The organism is Ruegeria sp. BB9 (genome assembly GCF_056539345.1).
In genome coordinates this window covers 463,361-483,161 of sequence record NZ_JBQFUU010000003.1, presented here as the reverse complement: position 1 = coordinate 483,161, position 19,801 = coordinate 463,361, and the positions used below count along the sequence as shown (strand labels likewise).

The window sequence follows — 19,801 nt, the reverse complement described above, 5'->3', positions numbered from 1 at the left end:
GCCGGGCCGGCCCGTTTACGTTGAGGCAGAAGGAAATACCGATGTCAAAACGCGACTATTACGAAGTGCTCGGCGTGTCCAAGGGTGCTTCGGCGGATGAGATCAAGAAAGCTTTTCGCCGGAAGGCGAAAGAGCTGCACCCCGATCGCAATAAAGACAACCCGGACGCCGAGGCCCTGTTCAAAGAGGCCAACGAGGCCTATGACGTTCTGCGCGACGCTGACAAAAAGGCCGCGTATGACCGGTTCGGCCATGCTGCGTTCGAGAATGGCATGGGCGGCGGCCAGCGTGGTGGCGGCTTTGGATCGGGCGATTTCTCCAGCGCGTTTTCTGATGTGTTCGATGACCTGTTCGGCGATTTCATGGGTGGACAGCGTGGCGGCGGCGGTCGCCGTGCCGCTCGCGGCTCGGACCTTCGTTACAACCTGAGGGTTTCGCTGGAAGAGGCCTATTCCGGCCTGCAGAAAACCATCAACGTCCCGACAGCCGTGGCCTGTTCGTCCTGCGAGGGCACCGGCGCCGAGGGCGGAGTTGAACCAACCACCTGCCCGACCTGTTCCGGCATGGGCAAGGTACGCGCACAACAGGGCTTTTTCACTGTCGAGCGCAGCTGCCCGACCTGTGCTGGTCTGGGACAAATCATCAAGAACCCCTGCAAATCCTGCCATGGCTCGGGCCGGGTCGAGAAGGAACGCGCGCTGTCGGTCAACATTCCGGCGGGCGTCGAAACTGGCACCCGTATCCGTTTGGCGGGCGAGGGCGAGGCCGGAATGCGCGGCGGTCCTCCGGGCGATCTCTACATCTTTGTCGAGGTGACTCCGCACAAACTGTTCGAGCGGGACGGCCCGAACCTGTATTGCCGCGTGCCTGTCAGCATGGCGAAGGCGGCGCTGGGCGGCTCGATCGAAGTGCCCACCATCGACGGTGGCCGTGGTCGGGTGCAGATTCCGGCCGGCAGCCAGTCGGGCCGGCAGATGCGTTTGCGTGCCAAGGGCATGCCTGCGCTGCGGGGCGGCGGTATCGGTGACATGTTCATCGAGCTTGCGGTCGAGACTCCGGTCAACCTGACCGCGCGGCAAAAAGAGCTGCTGCAGGAGTTCGACGATCTGGGAGAGGACAACCACCCGGAATCGAAAAGCTTTTTCTCGTCCGTCAAATCCTTCTGGGAAAGGATGCAAAGCTGATCCCAGCGTTCCAGACCCCGAAAGGCCGGCGTATCATCGCCGGCTTTTTTGTTTTCTAAGTCCAGTTTGGCCCGAAACTGCGCGGAATTGGCCCTTGATTCTCGGCCTCAGCCTTGAGAATGTCCGCGCCAACCGTTGGGGTGCCCCGGAACCGGGGCTGAGAGGCGCGAGCCAACCCATCGAACCTGATCCGGGCAATACCGGCGGAGGGAACGGTCTAAAACACTCAGACGTTTTCCATGCCCGCGTTGCCCCACATGCAAGAAGGGAGCGACATGGCGCATATCGCTTTGACCATCGCAGGATCCGACAGCGGCGGCGGGGCTGGCATTCAGGCCGATCTCAAAGCGATGTCGGCGCTGGGTGTGTTCGGTGCCAGTGTCATCACCGCGGTCACCGCCCAGAACACGCAGGCGGTCACCGCTGTGCATGGTATCCCGCTGGACGTGATCGCCGCGCAGATCGACGCGGTTCTGTCCGATCTGGACGTGCGCGCGGTCAAGATCGGCATGTTGGCCACGCCCGAGATCATCCAAACCGTCGCCGACGGCCTGTCCGGCTTTGCCGGGCCCATCGTGCTGGACCCGGTGATGATCGCCAAATCGGGCGATGCCCTGCTGGCGCGCGAGGCGGTGCAAACGTTGCGCAAGGTGCTGCTGCCCCGCGCCACCGTCCTGACCCCGAACCTGCCCGAGGCCGCCTGTCTACTGGACCGACTGGTCGCAGAAACGCCCGAGGAAATGGTGGCGCAGGGCCATGATCTGTGCACCCTGGGGGCTGGGGCCGTCCTGATGAAAGGCGGACACGGCAAGGGCGATACTTGCCATGATCTGCTGATCGACCAGAACGGCATCATCGGTGAATTTACCGCGCCCCGTCAGGACACGCGCAACACCCACGGCACCGGATGCACCCTGTCCTCGGCCGTCGCGGCCGGTCTGGCCAAGGGCTTGCCGCTGGTCGATGCGGTGGCGCAGGCGCATGACTACCTGCAAGGCGCAATCACCCGCGCGGATGAGCTGCAGGTCGGCTCGGGCCACGGGCCGGTGCATCACTTCCACCGGGTATGGCCGGCGTGACGGTCTGGTCGGTCATAGGTGCCGGGGTCGCCGGCCTGGCCGTGGCCTCGGAACTGGTCGCGCGGGGCGCGCAGGTACAGGTGTTCGATCCCGGCGGGCCTCCCGGTCCGCATGGCTGTTCCTGGTGGGCGGGCGGCATGCTGGCGCCGTGGTGCGAGTATGAAAATGCCGAGGAACCGGTGCTGAGGTTGGGGCGGCAGGCGATCGACTGGTGGGCGGCCCGCACCCCGGTCGCGCGGCAGGGAACGCTGGTCGTGGCCAACACGCGCGACCTACCCGACCTGCGCCGCTTTGCCCGCCGGACCGAGAGGTTCACGCAGGTTGATCAAGCGAAAATAGCTGAATTAGAGCTTGATCTGCACGGGTATTCCCAAGGCCTGTTCTTCACCGACGAGGCCCATCTGGACCCTCGCCGCGCGTTGCAGGACCTGTATCGCGGCCTGCAGGACAAGGGGGTCGAATTCCACCGCACGCTGGCCCCGTCGCGGCTGGAAAACGCCATCGACTGCCGGGGCTTGCACGCGCGCGACATCCTGCACGACCTGCGCGGCGTGAAGGGGGAAATGCTGGTGATCCGCTGCCCCGATGTGACGCTGACCCGGCCCGTACGCCTTCTGCATCCCCGGATGCCGCTCTATGTCGTGCCGCGCGGCGAGGGCATCTACATGCTGGGCGCCACGATGATCGAAACCGAGGACAGCAGCCGGATCACCGCGCGCTCGATGCTGGAACTGCTCAGCGCGGCTTATGCGCTGAACCCTGCCTTTGGCGAGGCCGAGGTGCTGGAGATCGGCGTCGATCTGCGCCCGGCCTTTCCCGACAACCTGCCGCGCATCCGCCGGCTGGGTCGGACGATCTATGCCAACGGCCTCTATCGTCACGGCTACCTGCTGGCCCCGGCCTTGGCCCAAGGCGTGGCCGATCTGGCGTTGAACAACACACATTCGGAGATGGTCGATGAAGATCGTGATTAATGGCGAGCCGCGCGAAGTGCGCGCCGAAACCCTTGGCGAGCTGCTGGCCGAATGCGGCTTTTCCGGCCGCGTCGCCACCGCGGTGAACGAGGAATTCGTGCCCTCCAGCCTGCGCATCGCGCACAAACTGGCCGAGGGCGACCGGGTTGAAGTCGTCGCACCGATGCAGGGGGGCTGAGGATGAAAACGTTTTACGGCACCGAACTGCCCAACCCGCTGATGTTGGGCACCGCGCAATATCCCAGCCCGGCGATCCTGGAACAGGCCTTCCGAGCCAGCGGCGCGGGCGTGGCCACGGTGTCATTGCGGCGCGAGGGCGCGGGCGGGGCGGGTCAGGCGTTCTGGTCGATGATCCGCGATCTGGGCGTGCTGATCCTGCCCAACACCGCCGGCTGTCACACGGTCAAAGAGGCCGTCACCACCGCCCACATGGCGCGCGAGGTGTTCGACACACCGTGGATCAAGCTGGAACTGATCGGCCACACCGACAGCCTGCAACCCGACGTGTTCCAACTGGTCGAAGCCGCGCGCATTCTGACCGACGAAGGGTTCCAGGTGTTTCCCTACACCACTGAAGACCTAATCGTGGCCGAACGTCTGCTGGCGGCCGGGTGCCAGGTGCTGATGCCCTGGGGCGCGCCGATCGGGTCGGGGCGGGGCCTGAACAACGAATACGCCCTGCGCGCGATGCGGGCGGAGTTTCCCGATGTGCCGCTGGTGGTGGATGCGGGCATCGGCCTGCCCAGCCACGCCGCCCACGCGATGGAGCTGGGCTATGACGCGGTTCTGCTGAACACCGCCGTTGCTCGGGCCGGCGATCCGGTGGCGATGGCGCAGGCCATGGCGCTGGCGGTGCAGGCCGGGCAACTGGCGCATCAGGCCGACCCGATCGAGCCGCGCGACATGGCCGAAGCCTCGACCCCGGTGATCGGAAAGGCCTTTCTGTCATGACGCTCGACCGCTTCTACCCGATCTTCGATCATGCCGATTGGCTGTGGCGGATGCTGCCCCTGGGCGTGAAACTGGTGCAACTGCGCATCAAGGATCAGCCCGACGCGGTGGTGCGCGCGGAGATCGCCACCGCCCAGGCCCTGTGCCGCGACCACGGTGCGGTGCTTGTGGTGAACGACTATTGGCAGGCCGCCATCGACGCGGGCTGCGACTGGATCCACCTGGGGCAGGAGGATTTGGACGCCGCCGACCTGCATGGCATCCGCAAGGCCGGCCTGAAACTGGGCGTTTCGACCCATGACGATGACGAGCTTGAGCGCGTGTTGGCGATGGACCCGGACTATGTGGCTTTGGGGCCGGTCTACCCGACCATCCTGAAAAAGATGAAATGGCACCAACAGGGCCTGCCGCGTGTGACCGAGTGGAAACGGCGCGTGGGCGACATCCCCCTGGTCGGCATCGGCGGCATGAGCGTCGAGCGCGCGCCGGGCGTGTTTCAGGCCGGGGCCGACATCGTCTCCGTCGTCACCGACATCACCCTGAACCCCGACCCCGAAGGCAGGGTGCGCCAGTGGATCGAGGTCACGCGATGAGCCGCTACGCCCGCCAGATGATCCTGCCCGAGGTCGGGGCCGAGGGGCAGAACCGCCTTGCCCGCGCGCGGGTTCTTGTTGTGGGCGCCGGGGGGCTGGCCGCGCCCGTGCTGCCGCTGCTGGCCGGGGCCGGGGTGGGGCATCTGACCATCGTCGATCCCGATACGGTGGACCTGTCGAACCTGCATCGCCAGACGCTGTTTGCCGAGTCCGATTGCGGCCGCCCCAAGGCCGAAGCGGCCGCCGAACGCTGTCGGGCGCTGAATGGTGAGATCACCGTTGAAGCGCGAAAACAGGGTCTAACACCGGCAATTGCTGCTGATCTGGTGGCCGAGGTCGACCTGGTTCTGGATTGCGCCGACAGCTACGCGGCCAGTTATACGCTTTCGGATACCTGCTTGGCGCAGGGCAAGCCGCTGATCACCGCCTCGGTTCTGGGCCTGTCCGGATATGTCGGCGGGTTTTGCGGCGGCGCGCCGTCCCTGCGCGCGGTGTTCCCCGACGCGCCCGACAGCGGGGCCAGTTGCGCCACCGCAGGCGTTCTGGGACCGGTCGTGGCGATGATCGGCGCGATGCAGGCGCAGATGGCGCTGGGCGTGATCCTGAGCCTCGATCCCTCGCCGCTGGGCCAGATGGTGCAGGTGGACGGGCGCAGTTGCACCAGCAGCGGTTTCCGCTTTGACACCGCGCCGGAACCCGACAGCCATTTTCCCTTTGTCGCGCCCGCGCAGCTGACTCCGGACGACCTGATCGTCGATCTGCGCAGCGTCGATGAGGCCCCCCAGCCGATCCACCCTAACTTCCGCCGCCTGACGGTCGACGCGCTGAAAACAGGCCCTAACAAAGACAAAACGCTGGCTCTCTGCTGTGCCACCGGGCTACGCGCCTGGCGCGCGGCCGAGGAACTCCACCCCCATTGGCGCGGCCGGATCGTTCTGGTCGCCGCCGCAACGTCGTGAAGCAAAAGGAAACGCAGACCATGAAGAAGCTGATCACCGCCATTGCCCTGGTGGCCGCCGCGCCTGCCTGGGCACAGGACAAGATGACCGTCCTGTTGGACTGGTTCGTGAACCCCGACCACGGCCCGATCATCGTGGCGCAGGAAAACGGCTATTTCGCCGAACAAGGGCTTGAGGTCGAAATCGTCCCGCCCGCCGATCCGTCGGCCCCGCCGCGCCTTGTGGCCGCCGGTCAGGCCGATCTGGCCGTGTCCTACCAGCCGCAGCTGCATCTGCAGATACACGAAGGCCTGCCGCTGAAACGGGTCGGGACGCTGGTCGCCACGCCGCTGAACTGCCTTCTGGTGCTTGAGGATGGCCCGATCAAATCTCTGGCCGACCTCAAGGGCAAGAAGGTCGGCTTTTCGGTCGCCGGTGTCGAAGAGGCGATCCTGACCGCGATGCTGAACGCGCATGGCGTGTCGCTGGACGATATCGAGATGATCAACGTCAACTTCTCGCTGTCGCCGTCGCTGATGACCGGACAGGTGGATGCCGTGATTGGTGCCTTCCGCAATTTCGAGCTGAACCAGATGGATATCGAAGGCGTTCCGGGCCGCTGCTTCTACATCGAGGAAGAAGGCGTGCCGCCTTATGACGAGCTTATCTATGTGGCCAACCCCGGAACGATGGACAAGGACATGATCGCCCGTTTCCTGGCCGCCACCGAGAAGGCCACGCAGTATATCGTGAACAACCCGGAAAAAAGCTGGGAGATTTTCGCTGCCACCTCGCCCGAGCTGCAGGACGAGCTGAACGCCCGCGCCTGGGTCGACACGCTGCCGCGTTTCGCGCTGCGCCCGGCGGGCTTTGATGCCGGCCGCTATGCCCGGTTCGAGGCCTTTCTGAAAGACTCCGGCATGATCGACAGCATCAACCCGGTCAGCGACATCACCATCGACGTGACCGCGCAATGAGCGACTATGGCAAAGCCTTCGCACTGATGCGCGATGCGGCGCAGGGGCCGTGGCGGGACTATACCCGCCACGCCTTTGTCGAGGGGCTGAAGGACGGCACCCTGCCGCGCGCGGCCTTTATGCATTACCTTCGGCAGGATTACGTGTTCCTGATCCATTTCTCGCGCGCCTGGGCGTTGGCGGTGGTGAAATCGGAAACCCATGCCGAGATGCTGGCCGCGTCGCGCACGGTGAACGGTCTGATCAGCGAAGAGATGAAGTTGCATATCGGCATTTGCGAGGCCGAGGGCATCAGCCAGGACGAGCTGTTCGCCACGCCCGAACGCCCCGAGAACCTGGCCTATACACGCTATGTACTCGAGGCCGGCTACAGCGGTGATCTGCTGGATCTGCTGGCGGCGCTGGCGCCCTGCGTAATGGGATACGGGGAAATCGGCACACGGCTGGCGGCCGAGGCCGCCTCGGACACCTACCGCGATTGGATCGACGCCTATTCCAGCAGTGAATATCAGGAAGCCTGTCAGGCTGTGGGTGAACTGCTGGATTCGGCCCTAATAAGGCGACTTGGGGCGGATTTCCGTACCACACCGCGTTGGGATCGCCTGTGCCAGACCTTCCGCACCGCGACTGAGCTCGAGGTGAATTTCTGGCAGATGGGTCTGACCCCATGACCCCGCCCCCCGATCTGACCATCAGCGGACAGGCTAGTATCGACGGCGCGCCTCTGTTCGCGCCGCTGACCCTGTCGCTGAAGGCCGGGCAGTGGACCTGTCTGCTGGGCGGATCGGGGGTCGGAAAGACCACGGTTTTGCGTCTGATCGCCGGGTTGGCGACCGGGGCCGAATTCACCGGCGAGATCCGCGCCAGCGACGGGCTGCCGGTGGCCGAGCGCGTGGCCTACATGGCGCAGGACGATCTGCTGCTGCCCTGGGCCACGGTCGCGCAGAACGTGGCGCTGGGCGCGCGGCTGCGCGGCGAACGGGTCGATCAGGACCGCCGCGCCCGCCTGATCGAACGGATGCGCTTACAGGACCACATGACCAAAAAGCCCTCGGAGTTGTCCGGCGGGCAGCGTCAGCGCGTGGCATTGGCCCGCACCCTGATGGAGGACAAGCCGATCATCCTGCTGGACGAGCCGTTCTCGGCGCTGGATGCGCGCACCCGCGCCGACATGCAGGATCTGGCCGCCGAGGCGTTGCAGGGCCGGACCGTTCTGCTGGTCACCCATGACCCTGCCGAGGCCGCGCGTCTGGGCCAGTCGATTATGGTGATGACGCGCCATGGCCTGACCCCGTGCCAGCCGCCCCATGCCCCAGTGCCGCGCCGGGTGGACGATCTGGAAACGTTGGAAACGCAGGGCGCGCTGCTGAAACTGCTGCGCGAGGAGGTGGCATGAAGACGCTCTCGGTCCTTGCCGCGACCCTGTTTGCGCTGGCCATCTGGCAGGCGATCGTCACCCTGACCGGCCTGCCGAAATTCATCCTGCCCGGCCCGGCATTGGTGGCAGAGACCTGGTGGCAGAACCGCTGGCTGATCGCCGAACACACCTGGATCACCGCCATCGAGGTGCTGATCGGTCTGGCCTGCGGCACTGTGCTGGGCGTCGTCACCGCGCTGCAACTGGCCAATTCCCGCGCCGCGCGGGTGCTGGTGCAGCCGATGCTGGTGTTCACCCAGGCACTGCCGGTTTTTGCGCTGGCGCCGCTGCTCACCCTGTGGCTGGGCTATGGGCTGTGGTCCAAGGTCGCGATGGCGGTGCTGATCATCTATTTCCCCATCACCTCGTCGTTTTTTGACGGGCTGATGCGCACGCCGCCCGGCTATCTGGACCTGGCCCGCACAATGCAGGCCAGCCCGCGCAGCGTGCTGTGGCATATCCGCATCCCGGCGGCGCTGCCCTCGCTGGCCTCGGGGATGCGGCTGGCGGCGGTCTATGCTCCGATCGGGGCCGTGATCGGTGAATGGGTCGGCTCGTCGCAGGGGCTGGGATACCTGATGCTGCTGGCCAATGGCCGCGCCAAGACCGACCTGATGTTTGCCGCGATGCTGACGCTGGGGGTGTTCTCGATCCTTCTGCACCTGGCAGTGCGCAGCGCCACGGCCCGCATGGCCGGTGAGGCGCGTTAACCATTCGGAAACCGATTCTGAGGCAATAATGGGTTTATGACCGATGACGCCTTTGCCGAAGCCCCATCGCTGTTCGAAAGTGACGAAGCACCGGTGACGCCGCTGCCCACGGGTCGGCTGCCCTCGTACATCAAGGACCACCGCCAACGCCTGCGCGAACGGTTCATGTCGGGCGGCGCGGGGGCGATGCCGGATTACGAGCTGCTGGAACTGGTCCTGTTCCGCTCGATCCCCCGGCAGGACGTGAAACCGCTGGCGCGGCTGCTGCTGGATACATTCGGCGATTTCAACCGGGTGCTGACCGCCCCTGTGGAACGCCTGCGTCAGATCAAGGGCGTGGGCGATACGGTCATCACCGACCTCAAGATCCTCGAGGCCTGCGCCCATCGCATGGCCCGCGCCCGGGTGATGCAGCGGCACGTGATTTCCAGCTGGGACGCGTTGCTGGATTATTGCCACACCACCATGGCGCATCGCGAGATCGAGCAGTTCCGCGTGTTCTTCCTGGACCGCAAGAACGTGCTCATCGCGGATGAGGAGCAGGCCAAGGGCACCGTCGATCACGTACCCGTCTACCCGCGCGAGGTCGCCAAACGCGCGCTGGAACTAAACGCCTCGGCGCTGATCCTGGTGCACAATCATCCGTCGGGTGATCCAACCCCGTCGCAGTCGGATATCGACATGACCAACCGCATCAACGATGCCTGCGCCGCACTGGGGCTGACCTTGCACGACCACCTGATCATCGGCAAATCGACCGAGCTGAGCTTCCGCTCGGAAGGTTATCTCTGACCGCTAGCGTACCCAGACTTCGACACGACGGTTGGCCTTGCGGCCCCATTCCGTGTCGTCGCAGGCCATGGGCATGGCTTCACCGAAACCTTCGACGGCGATCTCGACGGTTTCGGGGACGGCGGTTTCGATCGCGGCAAGGATCGCGTTCCGCACTGTCTGTGCGCGCCGCAAGGCGATGCGGGCATTGGTTTCCGCAGCACCGTCTCCGTCACTGAAACCGACGAAGACCAGTTTGCGACCGTCATACTGGCCCGATTCAAGCGCCTGCGCCATTTGCAGGATGTTCGATCGCGACTGCGCGTCTGGCCGCGACGATCCCGGCTCGAACCGGAAAGACACCGACAGGCGCGACAGCGGGCGCAGAGTTTCGATCATCCGTTGCAGTTCTTCCAGACCCACCTCGGACCCACCCGAGGTGATGGCGTTGGCCAACCGGTCGCCCTGAAGCCCAAGACGTACCAGTTCGTGGGACTGGTCGACGAAACCGGCTTGCCGGATGACCATCTGTGCCTCGGGGCTTTGGACATACGCCAGAAACTGGCGGGCGATCTTCGGGAGGCGCCGCTGTGGAAGATACAGGAACATCGGCAGGGTCAGCGGATAGTCCTCGGTCTTGATGGCGGCGCGCGTGGCGCGCAATGCGTGACCGCATCCGCCGGCCAGCGGCAGACTGCGCACGTTTTGCGGGTCAGCGTGGCTGACGATACCGAATGCGAACGGATCGCGCGCAACCGCTGCTGCCAGTTCCGCGCTGCGGGTGTGGCGGATCACGTCCTCATGCGCCTGCACACCGGCTGGCTGCATCACCTGGTCTTGCACGGCCTGACCAACACCGGTTGTCACATCCGGTAGATGAACGGCGATGGGGGCATCCGGGCCACCGAGCTGTGCCCAGTTGGCGACCTCGCCATTTATGACCCGCGCCAGGTCCGAAACCGAGATCTGCTGGATCGGATTGTCCAATGAGACCACCGGCACCAGTGCGCCAAGCGCCACCACCCGCGACCGGCGCGGTCGGGACAGGTCGCCCAGACCGTTTTCCTGCGCCGCCGCGGCCTCCTGCGGGCGGATTTCGCGCATCGCCAAAGCGATGTCTGCCTGATCGGCGGTCAGATCGGCAAAACCGCGGTCGGTGTCCGAAACGCGCAGGAAAAACCGCGCCAAAGGGGCGGTTCGATCCGGCTGACTCAGGGCAAAGACAAGCTGTGCAGGGTCCGTGCCTTCGCTTAGCACATTCAGGTTTTCTCGTTGCGCAAAGCCTTCGATCAACGCCGGAAGTAGGGATTCGGCCATCACCGATGCGCCAGAGAAGTGCACTTCGGCCACAAAGTCGATCAGGTTTGGGCAAGCCGGACCGTCGCAGGTGACGCCGGATCCATCCACCGTCAGTTCGCCGAACTGGGTGTCCACACGGTAGAACTCACCATCAAACCCCAACAGGTTCCCGGTGATCTCGACCTTGCCGTCATGCGAGGTCAGCGTGATGTCCTGAGCGAGGGCGCCTGAAGCGCCAGCCATCAACGACAACACCGTCATCGTCGCGCGAAGATACTTCATAAAGACCTGTTGACCTGCCTGCCGTTACTTTGCGGCGATTGTCAGGTCTTGGAACAGATTATTCAACACCAGAAAGTCCTGTCCGCTGTCGCAGGCCGGCAGGGTGATCGACAGCTCTCGCGACCGCAGCCCCTGATCGTCCAGCAACTCGAGCACTTGCAGATCCAGGTCTTGTCCACAATTCCGGGGGGTCACTTCGGCCTCGACGCTCAGGGCGACGGTGCCATTTGCGTCGGCTGCGTTGCGGGGGATCGAATAGATCTCGACATTGCGCTCGCCGGCCATGCCGAAGTGGACAACCTGCCCGGTGCCGGAGTTGCTGGCGTTCGACCAGACATGCCCGGCCTCGCCATAGGATGCACCGAACTCCAACGCGTGCAGTTGCAAATCGGTGTCCCCCGTCCATTGCAGCGCAACCCGGTCATAGTCTGAATAATCAGGAATGTGAGTGGTGGCGACAGTGCCGCGCTGGTTTTTGAACGAGATCAGGAAAATGGCATATTCCGACAGGGCGGGAATGGACAGGTCCAGACGGCCGTCCTTGTCGGTTCGGGCGCTGAACGTCATGCCGCTGTGGTGCAGCTCGACGGTTTCATCGGGATTGCAGGGGGCCTTCAGGGTCAAACGTGCTGTCGCGTTGGGAGCCGCCATTGCGCGGGCCCGGAGATCGCAGGTGACCTGCGCCTGAGGAACGGCAGGCTCAGCCCGGGGCGGAACCTTGGCCGAGGGTTCGGGGGCCGTGGACGCATTCGGCGTCGCCGAAGTCAGAACGATACCTTCCAACCCGGCAATCACGGTGCCTTCTCCAGACGGCTGGATCATCGCATGACGTGTTTCCTGCACGTCCGGCTGCGAGGCCGGTCCGTTCTGCATCAGGTAGCCGATGGCCAAGGCGCATGCGACCGTGCCACCTGTGGTCACGTAGTTCCGTATTACAAACAAGACACCCTCCCCAGTTGAAGGAGCGAGTCGGAGAGTGCTTAACAATCGCGGCCAATATGTGGCCGCGACGCGGACTCATTATGTCGGGAATCTGACCGGATCAGGCAAGCCGACCATGGCAGTGCTTGAACTTCTTGCCGGATCCGCAGGGGCAGGGATCGTTGCGCGACGGATTACCCCAGGTTGACGGGTCGTCCTCGACAAAGCCGGGCCGCGCATCGCCCGAGGCCTGCGCCTCGGCCACCGCTTCGGCCTGTTCGGCGGCTTTCTTGATCTGGGCCTGCTGCGCCTGCATCTGCGCCAGCATCTCGCGCTGCTCTTCTTCAGTCAGCGGGCGGACGCGGGCCAGTTGCTGGGTAACCGTTTCGCGCAGGCTGTCGAGCATGTTCTCGAACAGCTGGAAGCTTTCGGTCTTGTATTCGTTCAGCGGATCGCGCTGGGCGTAGCCGCGGAAGCCCACGACCGAGCGCAGATGTTCCAGGGTCAGCAAGTGCTCGCGCCACTTGCTGTCGATGGTCTGCAGCAGCACCTGCTTTTCGATGTTGCGCATGTTCTCGGGGCCGAAGGCGGCGGCCTTCTGGGCCATCATCTCGTCGGTGGCCTTGATCAGGCGCTCGCGAACCACGTCGTCGTCGACCCCATCCTCGGCTGCCCACTCTTGCACCGGAACATCAATGTTCAGCTTTTCCTTGAGGGTCGCGTGCAGCCCGTCGGTGTCCCACTGGTCGGCGTAGGTTTTGGGCGGCATGTACTGGTCGATCAGATCGTCGATGACCTGTTCGCGCATGTCCGAAACGATTTCGGACAGATCGTCGGTCGACATGATTTCGCGTCGCTGGTTGAAGATCACCTTGCGCTGATCGTTCATCACGTCGTCGAACTTGAGAACGTTCTTGCGCATGTCGAAGTTGCGGCCTTCGACCTTGGCCTGCGCACGTTCCAGCGATTTGTTCACCCACGGGTGGACGATCGCTTCGCCTTCTTTCATGCCCAGGGTGGTCAGAACCTTGTCCAGCCTTTCCGAGCCGAAGATGCGCATCAGGTCGTCTTCAAGGCTGAGGAAGAACACGGTGCGGCCCGGGTCGCCCTGACGGCCCGAACGGCCGCGCAGCTGGTTGTCGATGCGGCGGCTTTCATGGCGTTCCGAAGCCAGAACGAACAGGCCGCCGGCCTCCAGAACCTTCTGCTTTTCCTCGGCGTGGCGCGCCTCTTCCCGGGCGCGCAGTTCGGCCGGGTCGGCATCGGGGTTCTCGGCCAGCGCCTGCATGACGCTCATTTCCACGTTGCCGCCCAGCTGGATGTCGGTGCCGCGGCCGGCCATGTTGGTGGCGATGGTCACCGCGCCCAGACGCCCGGCCTCGGCCACGATCTGGGCTTCCTGCTCGTGCTGGCGGGCGTTCAGGACATTGTGCTTGATGCCTTCCTTGGTCAGCATCTCGCTGAGCATCTCGGACTTCTCGATCGAGGTCGTGCCCACCAGAACCGGCTGGCCTTTGGCGTTGGCCTTCTTGATCTCTTCGATCATGGCCGCGTATTTCTCGGCCGCGGTGCGATAGACCTGATCGTCCTCGTCGGCACGGGCGATCGGCTTGTTGGTCGGCACTTCGACTACGCCCAGGCCATAGATTTCGGCGAATTCCTCGGCCTCGGTCAGGGCGGTACCGGTCATGCCGGCCAGCTTGTCATAGAGGCGGAAATAGTTCTGGAAAGTCACGCTGGCCAAAGTCACGTTTTCGGGCTGGATCGGCGCGCCTTCCTTGGCTTCGATCGCCTGGTGCAGGCCTTCGGACAGCCGGCGACCCGGCATCATGCGCCCGGTGAATTCGTCGATCAGGACGACGTTGCCGTCGCGCACGATGTAGTCTTTGTCGCGCTGGAACAGCTTGTGCGCACGCAGGCCCTGGTTGACGTGGTGCACCACCGTGGTGCTTTCGGGGTCGTACAGCGACTGGCCCTCGGGCAGCAGACCACTGGCGTGCAGCTGCTCTTCAAGGAACTCGTTGCCTTCATCGGTGAAGGTCACACTGCGGGACTTCTCGTCGATCGTATAGTGATCGTCCTGCAGGGACGGGATCAGACTGTCGATGGCCGTGTAGAGATCGGACCGGTCCTGAGATGGACCCGAGATGATCAGTGGGGTCCGTGCCTCGTCGATCAGAATCGAGTCGACCTCGTCCACGATCGCGAAATTGTGGTGCTTTTGGTAGACCTCGTTCAGATCCGCCTTCATGTTGTCGCGCAGATAGTCGAAGCCCAGCTCGTTGTTGGTGGCATAGGTGATGTCACAGGCATAGGCCGCTTTTTTCTCGGCATCGGGCTGGCCCGACCAGATCACACCGGTGGTCATACCCAACGCGCCGAACACGTTGCTCATCCATTCGGCGTCACGCTTTGCCAGGTATTCGTTGACCGTGACGACATGCACGCCCTTGCCGGTCAGTGCGTTCAGATAGGCGGGGAAGGTGGCGACCAGGGTCTTGCCTTCGCCGGTCTTCATCTCGGCGATATTGCCCTGATGCAGGAAGATGCCGCCCATGAGCTGCACGTCAAAGGCCCGCAGACCCAGCGCGCGCTTGGCGCCTTCACGAACGTTGGCGAAGGCCTCGGGCAGCAGGTCGTCCAGGCTCTCGCCCTCATTGGCCCGCTTGCGCAGCTCTTCGGTCTTGGTTTTCAGATCGTCATCCGAGAGTTTTTCGAACTCCGGCTCCAGCGCGTTGATCTTTTCGACCAGCGGGCGGGTTGCCTTGATCTTGCGGTCGTTCGGTGTTCCGAACACCTTTTTGGCAAGCGTACCGAGTCCCAGCATGTTCACTCCAGCGGATCTTTTCTTGTCTTGGTTGCGACAGGCTTGCCCACCTTGCGCGCAACCCATAGATAGCTGGGAGGAAAAGATGGTCCTGTCAAAGGCTGCAAGCGATGTAAGCGGCAGGTTCCAGAGTGTCAACGCCACGCCCTGTCGCGGCCAGAATATAGGATGAATTCATGCCCAAAGGTCTCACTTTTCTGCCATCGCTGGCTCTTGCGGCCATGATGGCCCTGCCTGTCGCCGCTGAAACCGAACCCTCTGCCGATACGGTTGTGGCGCGCGTCAACGGCGACGAGATCACTTTGGGTCACGTGATTGCCACTGCGGCTGGCCTGCCGCCGCAATATCAGCAGTTGGAAGACGAGGTCCTGTACCAGTTCATCGTCGAGCAGCTGATCCAGCAACAATTGCTCAGCCAAGAGCAGAACGAGCTGACCCGCCTGAACGCGCTGATGCTGACCAACGAAGAGCGCTCGCTGAAAGCGGTGCAGACGGTGAACCAGATCACCGATACTCAAGTGACGGACGACGCGATCCAGGCCGCCTATGACGCGCAGTTTGCGGACTTCCAGGGCGAGGACGAGTTCAACGCCAGCCACATCCTTGTCGCGACCGAGGAAGAAGCCAAAGAGATCAAGGCGCAACTGGATGACGGCGCCGATTTTGCCGAGCTGGCCAAAGAGAAATCCACCGGCCCGTCCGGCCCCAACGGCGGCGCGCTGGGCTGGTTCGGAAAGGGTCAGATGGTGCCCGAATTCGAACAGGCCGTGATCGGGCTGGAAAAAGGTCAGGTCTCGGACCCGGTGCAGACCCAGTTCGGGTGGCATGTCGTGATCCTGAACGACAAACGCAAATCCGAAGCGCCCGAGTTTGCGGCGGTGCGGGATGAACTGGCCCAGTCCGTTCGTCAGGAGGCCATTCAGGCCAAGATCGACGAGCTGACCCAGGCGGGCAGCGTCGAGCGCCACGAGGTCGAGGGCCTGACCCCGGACGTGGTCCGCAAGCTGGACCTGGTTCAGGAGTAAACCCCAGTGGCCAAGATCACCAAGGTGTCTCCGCTGGCCCCTGCGGCCTTCCCTGATCTGCCGGTCATCGACGGTGTGCGGTTCGCCGCCGTCGCTGCCGGGGTGCGGTATCAGGGCCGCACCGACGTGATGCTGGCGGTGCTCGATCCGGGTACCGCGGTGGCGGGGGTGTTCACCCGCTCGGCCACCCGTGCGGCGCCCGTGCTGGATTGCCAAGACAAGATCGGCGGGCCCAGCGACGGGCCGGCGGCGATTCTGGTGAACTCGGGCAACGCCAATGCCTTTACCGGGCAGTACGGGCGGGCCTCGGTCGAGCAGATCACCGAAGCCGTGGCGCAAGCGACCGGCGTGGCGCAGAGCCGCGTGTTCACCTCGTCGACCGGGGTGATCGGCGAGCCGCTGCCGCATGACCGGATCGTGGCCCGGCTGGACGAACTGACCGCCGGCCTGCGCGCCGACGCGTTGGAACAGGCCGCGCGGGCGATCATGACCACCGACACCTTCCCCAAAGGCGCTAGCGCGCAGGTGGAGGTTGACGGCAAAACAGTCTCTATTGCGGGGATTGCCAAAGGGTCGGGTATGATCGCACCCGACATGGCGACGATGCTGGTCTATATCTTCACCGATGCGAAGATCGACCAATCGGCGCTGCAACGGATGCTGGCCGAGCAGACCGACCGGACTTTCAACTGTATCACCGTGGACAGCGACACCTCGACCTCGGACAGCCTGCTGCTGTGCGCGACCGGCGCTTCGGGCGTGGAGGCCACCGGCAATGCCGATTTCGCGCGGGCGCTGGAATCGGTGATGCTGGATCTGGCGCATCAGGTGGTGAAGGACGGCGAAGGCGCCACGAAGTTCGTCGAGATCGGCGTGACCGGCGCCGCCTCGGACGCCGATGCCAAGGTCCACGGGCTGGCCATCGCCAATTCACCGCTGGTCAAGACCGCCATCGCGGGCGAGGACCCGAATTGGGGCCGCGTCGTCATGGCGATTGGCAAATCCGGCGCGGCAGCTGACCGGGACACGCTCAGCATTTCCTTCGGCGATATTCTCGTGGCCGAAAAAGGTTGGGTCAGCCCCAGTTATCGCGAGGAAGACGCCGCCGCCTACATGAAAGGCCAGGAACTGGTGATCGCGGTCGATCTGGGGCTGGGCGAGGGCAAGTCCACCGTCTGGACCTGCGATCTGACCCACGGCTACATCGAGATCAACGCGGATTACCGGTCGTGACATCAGAGCAATTCCAGCAGAAGTGGAGCCCGGTTTTGTGTCCGGGATTGCGACCATGAAAACGGTTCTCGTCTCTGCCGTCGCCTTGATCGACGTGGATGGGCGGGTGCTGCTGGCGCAGCGCCCGGAGGGCAAGGCCATGGCTGGCTTGTGGGAATTTCCCGGCGGCAAGATCGAGCCGGGCGAAACCCCCGAGGCTGCCCTGATCCGCGAATTGCACGAGGAACTTGGCATCGACACCTGGGCCTCGTGCCTTGCACCGCTGACCTTTGCCAGCCACAGCTATGACGATTTCCATCTACTGATGCCGCTGTTTGCCTGCCGCAAGTGGCAGGGCATTCCGCAGTCGAAAGAGGGTCAGGCGCTGAAATGGGTGCGGGCGAACGAGCTGCGCAACTATCCGATGCCGGCGGCGGATGTTCCATTGATCCCGATTTTGCGGGACTGGCTGTAACAATTCGTAAGATTCCGGAAAACATCACGAAAAAGTTGACGCTGATCGTCCTCCTTGTCCTTAATCGGGGCAGCGGCGCGCGGGTCTGACCCGGCGACGTCGTTCCGGCCCAAACCGGGGCCGGATGGGGAGGAGAGATAGAATTGGCTCAGACGCAGTCGGGCGCCGAGGGGGTGCACTCCCTTCCGGCGCTGCTAAACCGCAATGCGGCGCAGTTCGGGGATGCCCCGGCCTACCGCGAAAAGGAATTCGGGATCTGGCAGTGCTGGACCTGGGCGGAAACGGCCACCGAGATCCGCGCGATGGCGCTGGGATTTCTGGAAATTGGCGTTGAAAAGGGCGACCATATCGCCGTGATCGGGCGCAACCGCCCGGCGCATTACTGGTCGATGGTCGCGGCCCAGATGGTGGGCGCGGTGCCGGTGCCGCTATATCAGGACTCGGTCGCTGAAGAGATGGCCTATGTGCTGGACCATTGCGGCGCGAAATACGTGGTCTGCGGCGATCAGGAGCAGGTCGACAAGGTCATCGAGATCCAGGGCAACCTGAACCAGATCAAGCACATCCTGTATACCGACAAGCGCGGCATGCGGAAATACGACCACAGCCAGATGAACGCGCTGAGCGACATCATGGCCGAGGGGCGCGCTGGGCATCACCGGCTCGACGCCGAGTTGGACCGCCGCATCGCCGAAATCACCTATGACGACACCTGCGTGATGCTATATACCTCGGGCACCACGGGCAAGCCCAAGGGCGTGGTTCTGTCGAACCGCAACGTGATCGAGAGCGCAAAGAACTCGGCCGAATTCGACCACCTGACCCGGAACGAGGATATCCTGTCCTATCTGCCGATGGCCTGGGTGGGCGATTTCATCTTTTCGGTCGGTCAGGCTTATTGGTGCGGGTTCTGCGTGAATTGCCCCGAAAGCGCTGACACGATGATGACCGACCTGCGTGAGATCGGTCCGACCTATTTCTTCGCCCCGCCGCGCGTGTTTGAGACCCAGCTGACCAACGTGATGATCCGGATGGAGGATGCCAGCCCGATGAAGCAGCGGATGTTCCGCTATTTCATGGATCACGCCAAAAAGGTCGGCGGCCGCATCCTGGACGGCCACCCGGTCGGACTAATGGATCGCCTGAAATACGCGATCGGAAATGTCCTGGTTTACGGACCGCTCAAAGACACGCTGGGCTATGGCCGGTTCCGTGTCGGGTACACAGCGGGCGAGGCGATCGGGCCCGAGATTTTCGATTTCTACCGCTCGCTGGGGATCAACCTGAAGCAGCTGTATGGTCAGACCGAGGCGACGGTGTTCATCACCGTCCAGCCCGACGGCGAGGTGCGCGCCGACACGGTGGGCGTTCCGGCCCCCGACGTCGAGCTGAAGATCGCCGAGAATGGCGAGATCTTCTATCGCTCGCCCGGCGTGTTTGTTGAATACTTCAAGAACCCCGAATCCACCGCCTCGACCAAGGACCCCGAAGGCTGGGTCGCCACGGGCGACGCGGGGTTCATCGAGGAAAGCAGCGGCCATCTGCGGATCATCGACCGCGCCAAGGACGTCGGCAAGATGGCCGACGGTTCGATGTTCGCGCCGAAATATGTCGAGAACAAGCTGAAGTTTTATCCCGACATCCTGGAGGCGGTGCTGTTCGGCAATGGGCGTGACCGCTGCGTGGCCTTCATCAACATCGACCTGACGGCGGTGGGCAACTGGGCCGAGCGCAACAACATCGCCTATGCCTCGTACCAGGAACTGGCGGGCCATCCGCGGGTGCTGGAGACGATCCGCAGCCATGTGGAAGAGGTCAACAAGTCGGTTGCCGCCGACGAGATGCTGTCAGGCTGCCAGGTGCACCGGTTCGTGGTGCTGCACAAGGAACTGGACCCCGACGATGGCGAGATCACCCGCACCCGAAAGGTGCGCCGCAAGTTCGTCGAGGACAAATACGCCGACATCATCGCCGCGCTCTATGACGGGTCCGAGACGGTCTCGACCACGACCGAGGTGACCTATGAGGACGGGCGCAAGGGATCGATCAGCGCCACGCTGCAGATCGTCGACGTGCCGGTCGTGCCGGTGTCGCATCAGAAGGTGGCTGCGGAATGAGTCCGGTCGTGCGCCGCTCGGCCTGCGGCCATCGCCCCGCCCGCCGTCC

19 protein-coding genes and 1 riboswitch are annotated in these 19,801 nt (G+C 63.8%); of the genes, 16 read left to right on the top strand and 3 right to left on the bottom strand.

The genetic code is table 11. The features are described 5' to 3' along the window. The first annotated feature begins 41 nt into the window (after window positions 1–41). The 12 genes from dnaJ (at window position 42) to radC (ending at window position 9,615) form a co-directional block, all read left to right on the top strand. Entirely contained in the window at window positions 42–1,184 is a 1,143-nt protein-coding gene (gene dnaJ / locus ACR0FC_RS13255; RefSeq protein ID WP_170340732.1) for a molecular chaperone DnaJ, read from the top strand. 126 nt (window positions 1,185–1,310) lie between these two features. Further along, window positions 1,311–1,413, top strand: a riboswitch (TPP riboswitch). A gap of 46 nt (window positions 1,414–1,459) precedes the next feature. After that, window positions 1,460–2,263: a bifunctional hydroxymethylpyrimidine kinase/phosphomethylpyrimidine kinase gene (thiD, locus tag ACR0FC_RS13250; RefSeq protein WP_170340734.1), complete on the top strand. Its 804-nt coding sequence runs from the start codon at window positions 1,460–1,462 to the stop codon at window positions 2,261–2,263. After that, window positions 2,260–3,237 carry an FAD-dependent oxidoreductase gene (locus ACR0FC_RS13245; RefSeq protein ID WP_170340736.1) on the top strand — a complete coding sequence of 326 codons (978 nt, stop codon included), beginning with the start codon at window positions 2,260–2,262 and terminating at the stop codon, window positions 3,235–3,237. Before thiD ends, ACR0FC_RS13245 begins: the two co-directional genes overlap by 4 nt. Continuing rightward, window positions 3,221–3,415 carry a sulfur carrier protein ThiS gene (gene thiS / locus ACR0FC_RS13240; RefSeq protein WP_170340738.1) on the top strand — a complete coding sequence of 65 codons (195 nt, stop codon included), beginning with the start codon at window positions 3,221–3,223 and terminating at the stop codon, window positions 3,413–3,415. Before ACR0FC_RS13245 ends, thiS begins: the two co-directional genes overlap by 17 nt. Before the next feature lie 2 nt (window positions 3,416–3,417). Next, entirely contained in the window at window positions 3,418–4,188 is a 771-nt protein-coding gene (locus ACR0FC_RS13235; protein WP_170340740.1) for a thiazole synthase, read from the top strand. Then, window positions 4,185–4,781, top strand: a complete 597-nt coding sequence (locus tag ACR0FC_RS13230; RefSeq protein WP_170340742.1) for a thiamine phosphate synthase — start codon at window positions 4,185–4,187, stop codon at window positions 4,779–4,781. Before ACR0FC_RS13235 ends, ACR0FC_RS13230 begins: the two co-directional genes overlap by 4 nt. Then, window positions 4,778–5,740 (top strand): ThiF family adenylyltransferase, encoded by a 963-nt coding sequence (locus ACR0FC_RS13225; RefSeq protein ID WP_170340744.1) that lies wholly within the window; start codon window positions 4,778–4,780, stop codon window positions 5,738–5,740. The genes ACR0FC_RS13230 and ACR0FC_RS13225 overlap by 4 nt, the downstream gene beginning before the upstream one ends. Window positions 5,741–5,760: 20 nt before the next feature. Continuing rightward, a complete protein-coding gene (locus ACR0FC_RS13220; protein ID WP_170340746.1) occupies window positions 5,761–6,696 on the top strand; it encodes an ABC transporter substrate-binding protein in 936 nt (311 codons plus the stop codon). Further along, complete coding sequence (gene tenA / locus ACR0FC_RS13215; RefSeq protein WP_170340748.1) at window positions 6,693–7,367, top strand: thiaminase II; 675 nt, start codon at window positions 6,693–6,695, stop codon at window positions 7,365–7,367. The genes ACR0FC_RS13220 and tenA overlap by 4 nt, the downstream gene beginning before the upstream one ends. Further along, on the top strand, window positions 7,364–8,092 hold the full coding sequence (locus ACR0FC_RS13210; RefSeq protein WP_170340749.1) for an ABC transporter ATP-binding protein: 729 nt from the start codon (window positions 7,364–7,366) through the stop codon (window positions 8,090–8,092). The genes tenA and ACR0FC_RS13210 overlap by 4 nt, the downstream gene beginning before the upstream one ends. Continuing rightward, a complete protein-coding gene (locus tag ACR0FC_RS13205) occupies window positions 8,089–8,823 on the top strand; it encodes an ABC transporter permease (RefSeq protein WP_170340751.1) in 735 nt (244 codons plus the stop codon). Before ACR0FC_RS13210 ends, ACR0FC_RS13205 begins: the two co-directional genes overlap by 4 nt. 36 nt (window positions 8,824–8,859) lie before the next feature. Next, the gene (gene radC, locus ACR0FC_RS13200; RefSeq protein WP_170340753.1) at window positions 8,860–9,615 is read left to right on the top strand and encodes a RadC family protein; all 756 of its coding nucleotides are present in this window, start codon (window positions 8,860–8,862) and stop codon (window positions 9,613–9,615) included. A 3-nt stretch (window positions 9,616–9,618) separates the two neighbouring features. Here the strand turns inward: radC and ACR0FC_RS13195 are convergent, their stop codons facing one another. The 3 genes from ACR0FC_RS13195 to secA form a co-directional block, all read right to left on the bottom strand. Further along, window positions 9,619–11,175 (bottom strand): phosphate ABC transporter substrate-binding/OmpA family protein, encoded by a 1,557-nt coding sequence (locus ACR0FC_RS13195; protein ID WP_170340755.1) that lies wholly within the window; start codon window positions 11,173–11,175, stop codon window positions 9,619–9,621. A 24-nt stretch (window positions 11,176–11,199) separates the two neighbouring features. After that, a complete protein-coding gene (locus tag ACR0FC_RS13190; protein ID WP_170340756.1) occupies window positions 11,200–12,117 on the bottom strand; it encodes a hypothetical protein in 918 nt (305 codons plus the stop codon). A gap of 100 nt (window positions 12,118–12,217) precedes the next feature. Beyond that, window positions 12,218–14,923, bottom strand: coding sequence for a preprotein translocase subunit SecA (secA, locus tag ACR0FC_RS13185; RefSeq protein WP_170340758.1), 2,706 nt, complete (start codon window positions 14,921–14,923; stop codon window positions 12,218–12,220). A 176-nt stretch (window positions 14,924–15,099) separates the two neighbouring features. Between secA and ACR0FC_RS13180 the strand changes: the two genes are divergently transcribed. The 4 genes from ACR0FC_RS13180 (at window position 15,100) to ACR0FC_RS13165 (ending at window position 19,752) form a co-directional block, all read left to right on the top strand. After that, on the top strand, window positions 15,100–15,948 hold the full coding sequence (locus tag ACR0FC_RS13180) for a peptidylprolyl isomerase (RefSeq protein ID WP_170340759.1): 849 nt from the start codon (window positions 15,100–15,102) through the stop codon (window positions 15,946–15,948). 6 nt (window positions 15,949–15,954) lie between these two features. Further along, the gene (gene argJ, locus ACR0FC_RS13175; RefSeq protein WP_170340761.1) at window positions 15,955–17,181 is read left to right on the top strand and encodes a bifunctional glutamate N-acetyltransferase/amino-acid acetyltransferase ArgJ; all 1,227 of its coding nucleotides are present in this window, start codon (window positions 15,955–15,957) and stop codon (window positions 17,179–17,181) included. Window positions 17,182–17,236: 55 nt separating this feature from the next. Beyond that, window positions 17,237–17,635, top strand: coding sequence for an 8-oxo-dGTP diphosphatase MutT (gene mutT / locus ACR0FC_RS13170; protein ID WP_170340762.1), 399 nt, complete (start codon window positions 17,237–17,239; stop codon window positions 17,633–17,635). Between the two features lie 143 nt (window positions 17,636–17,778). Next, entirely contained in the window at window positions 17,779–19,752 is a 1,974-nt protein-coding gene (locus ACR0FC_RS13165; protein WP_170340764.1) for an AMP-binding protein, read from the top strand. The last annotated feature ends 49 nt before the right edge of the window (window positions 19,753–19,801 follow it).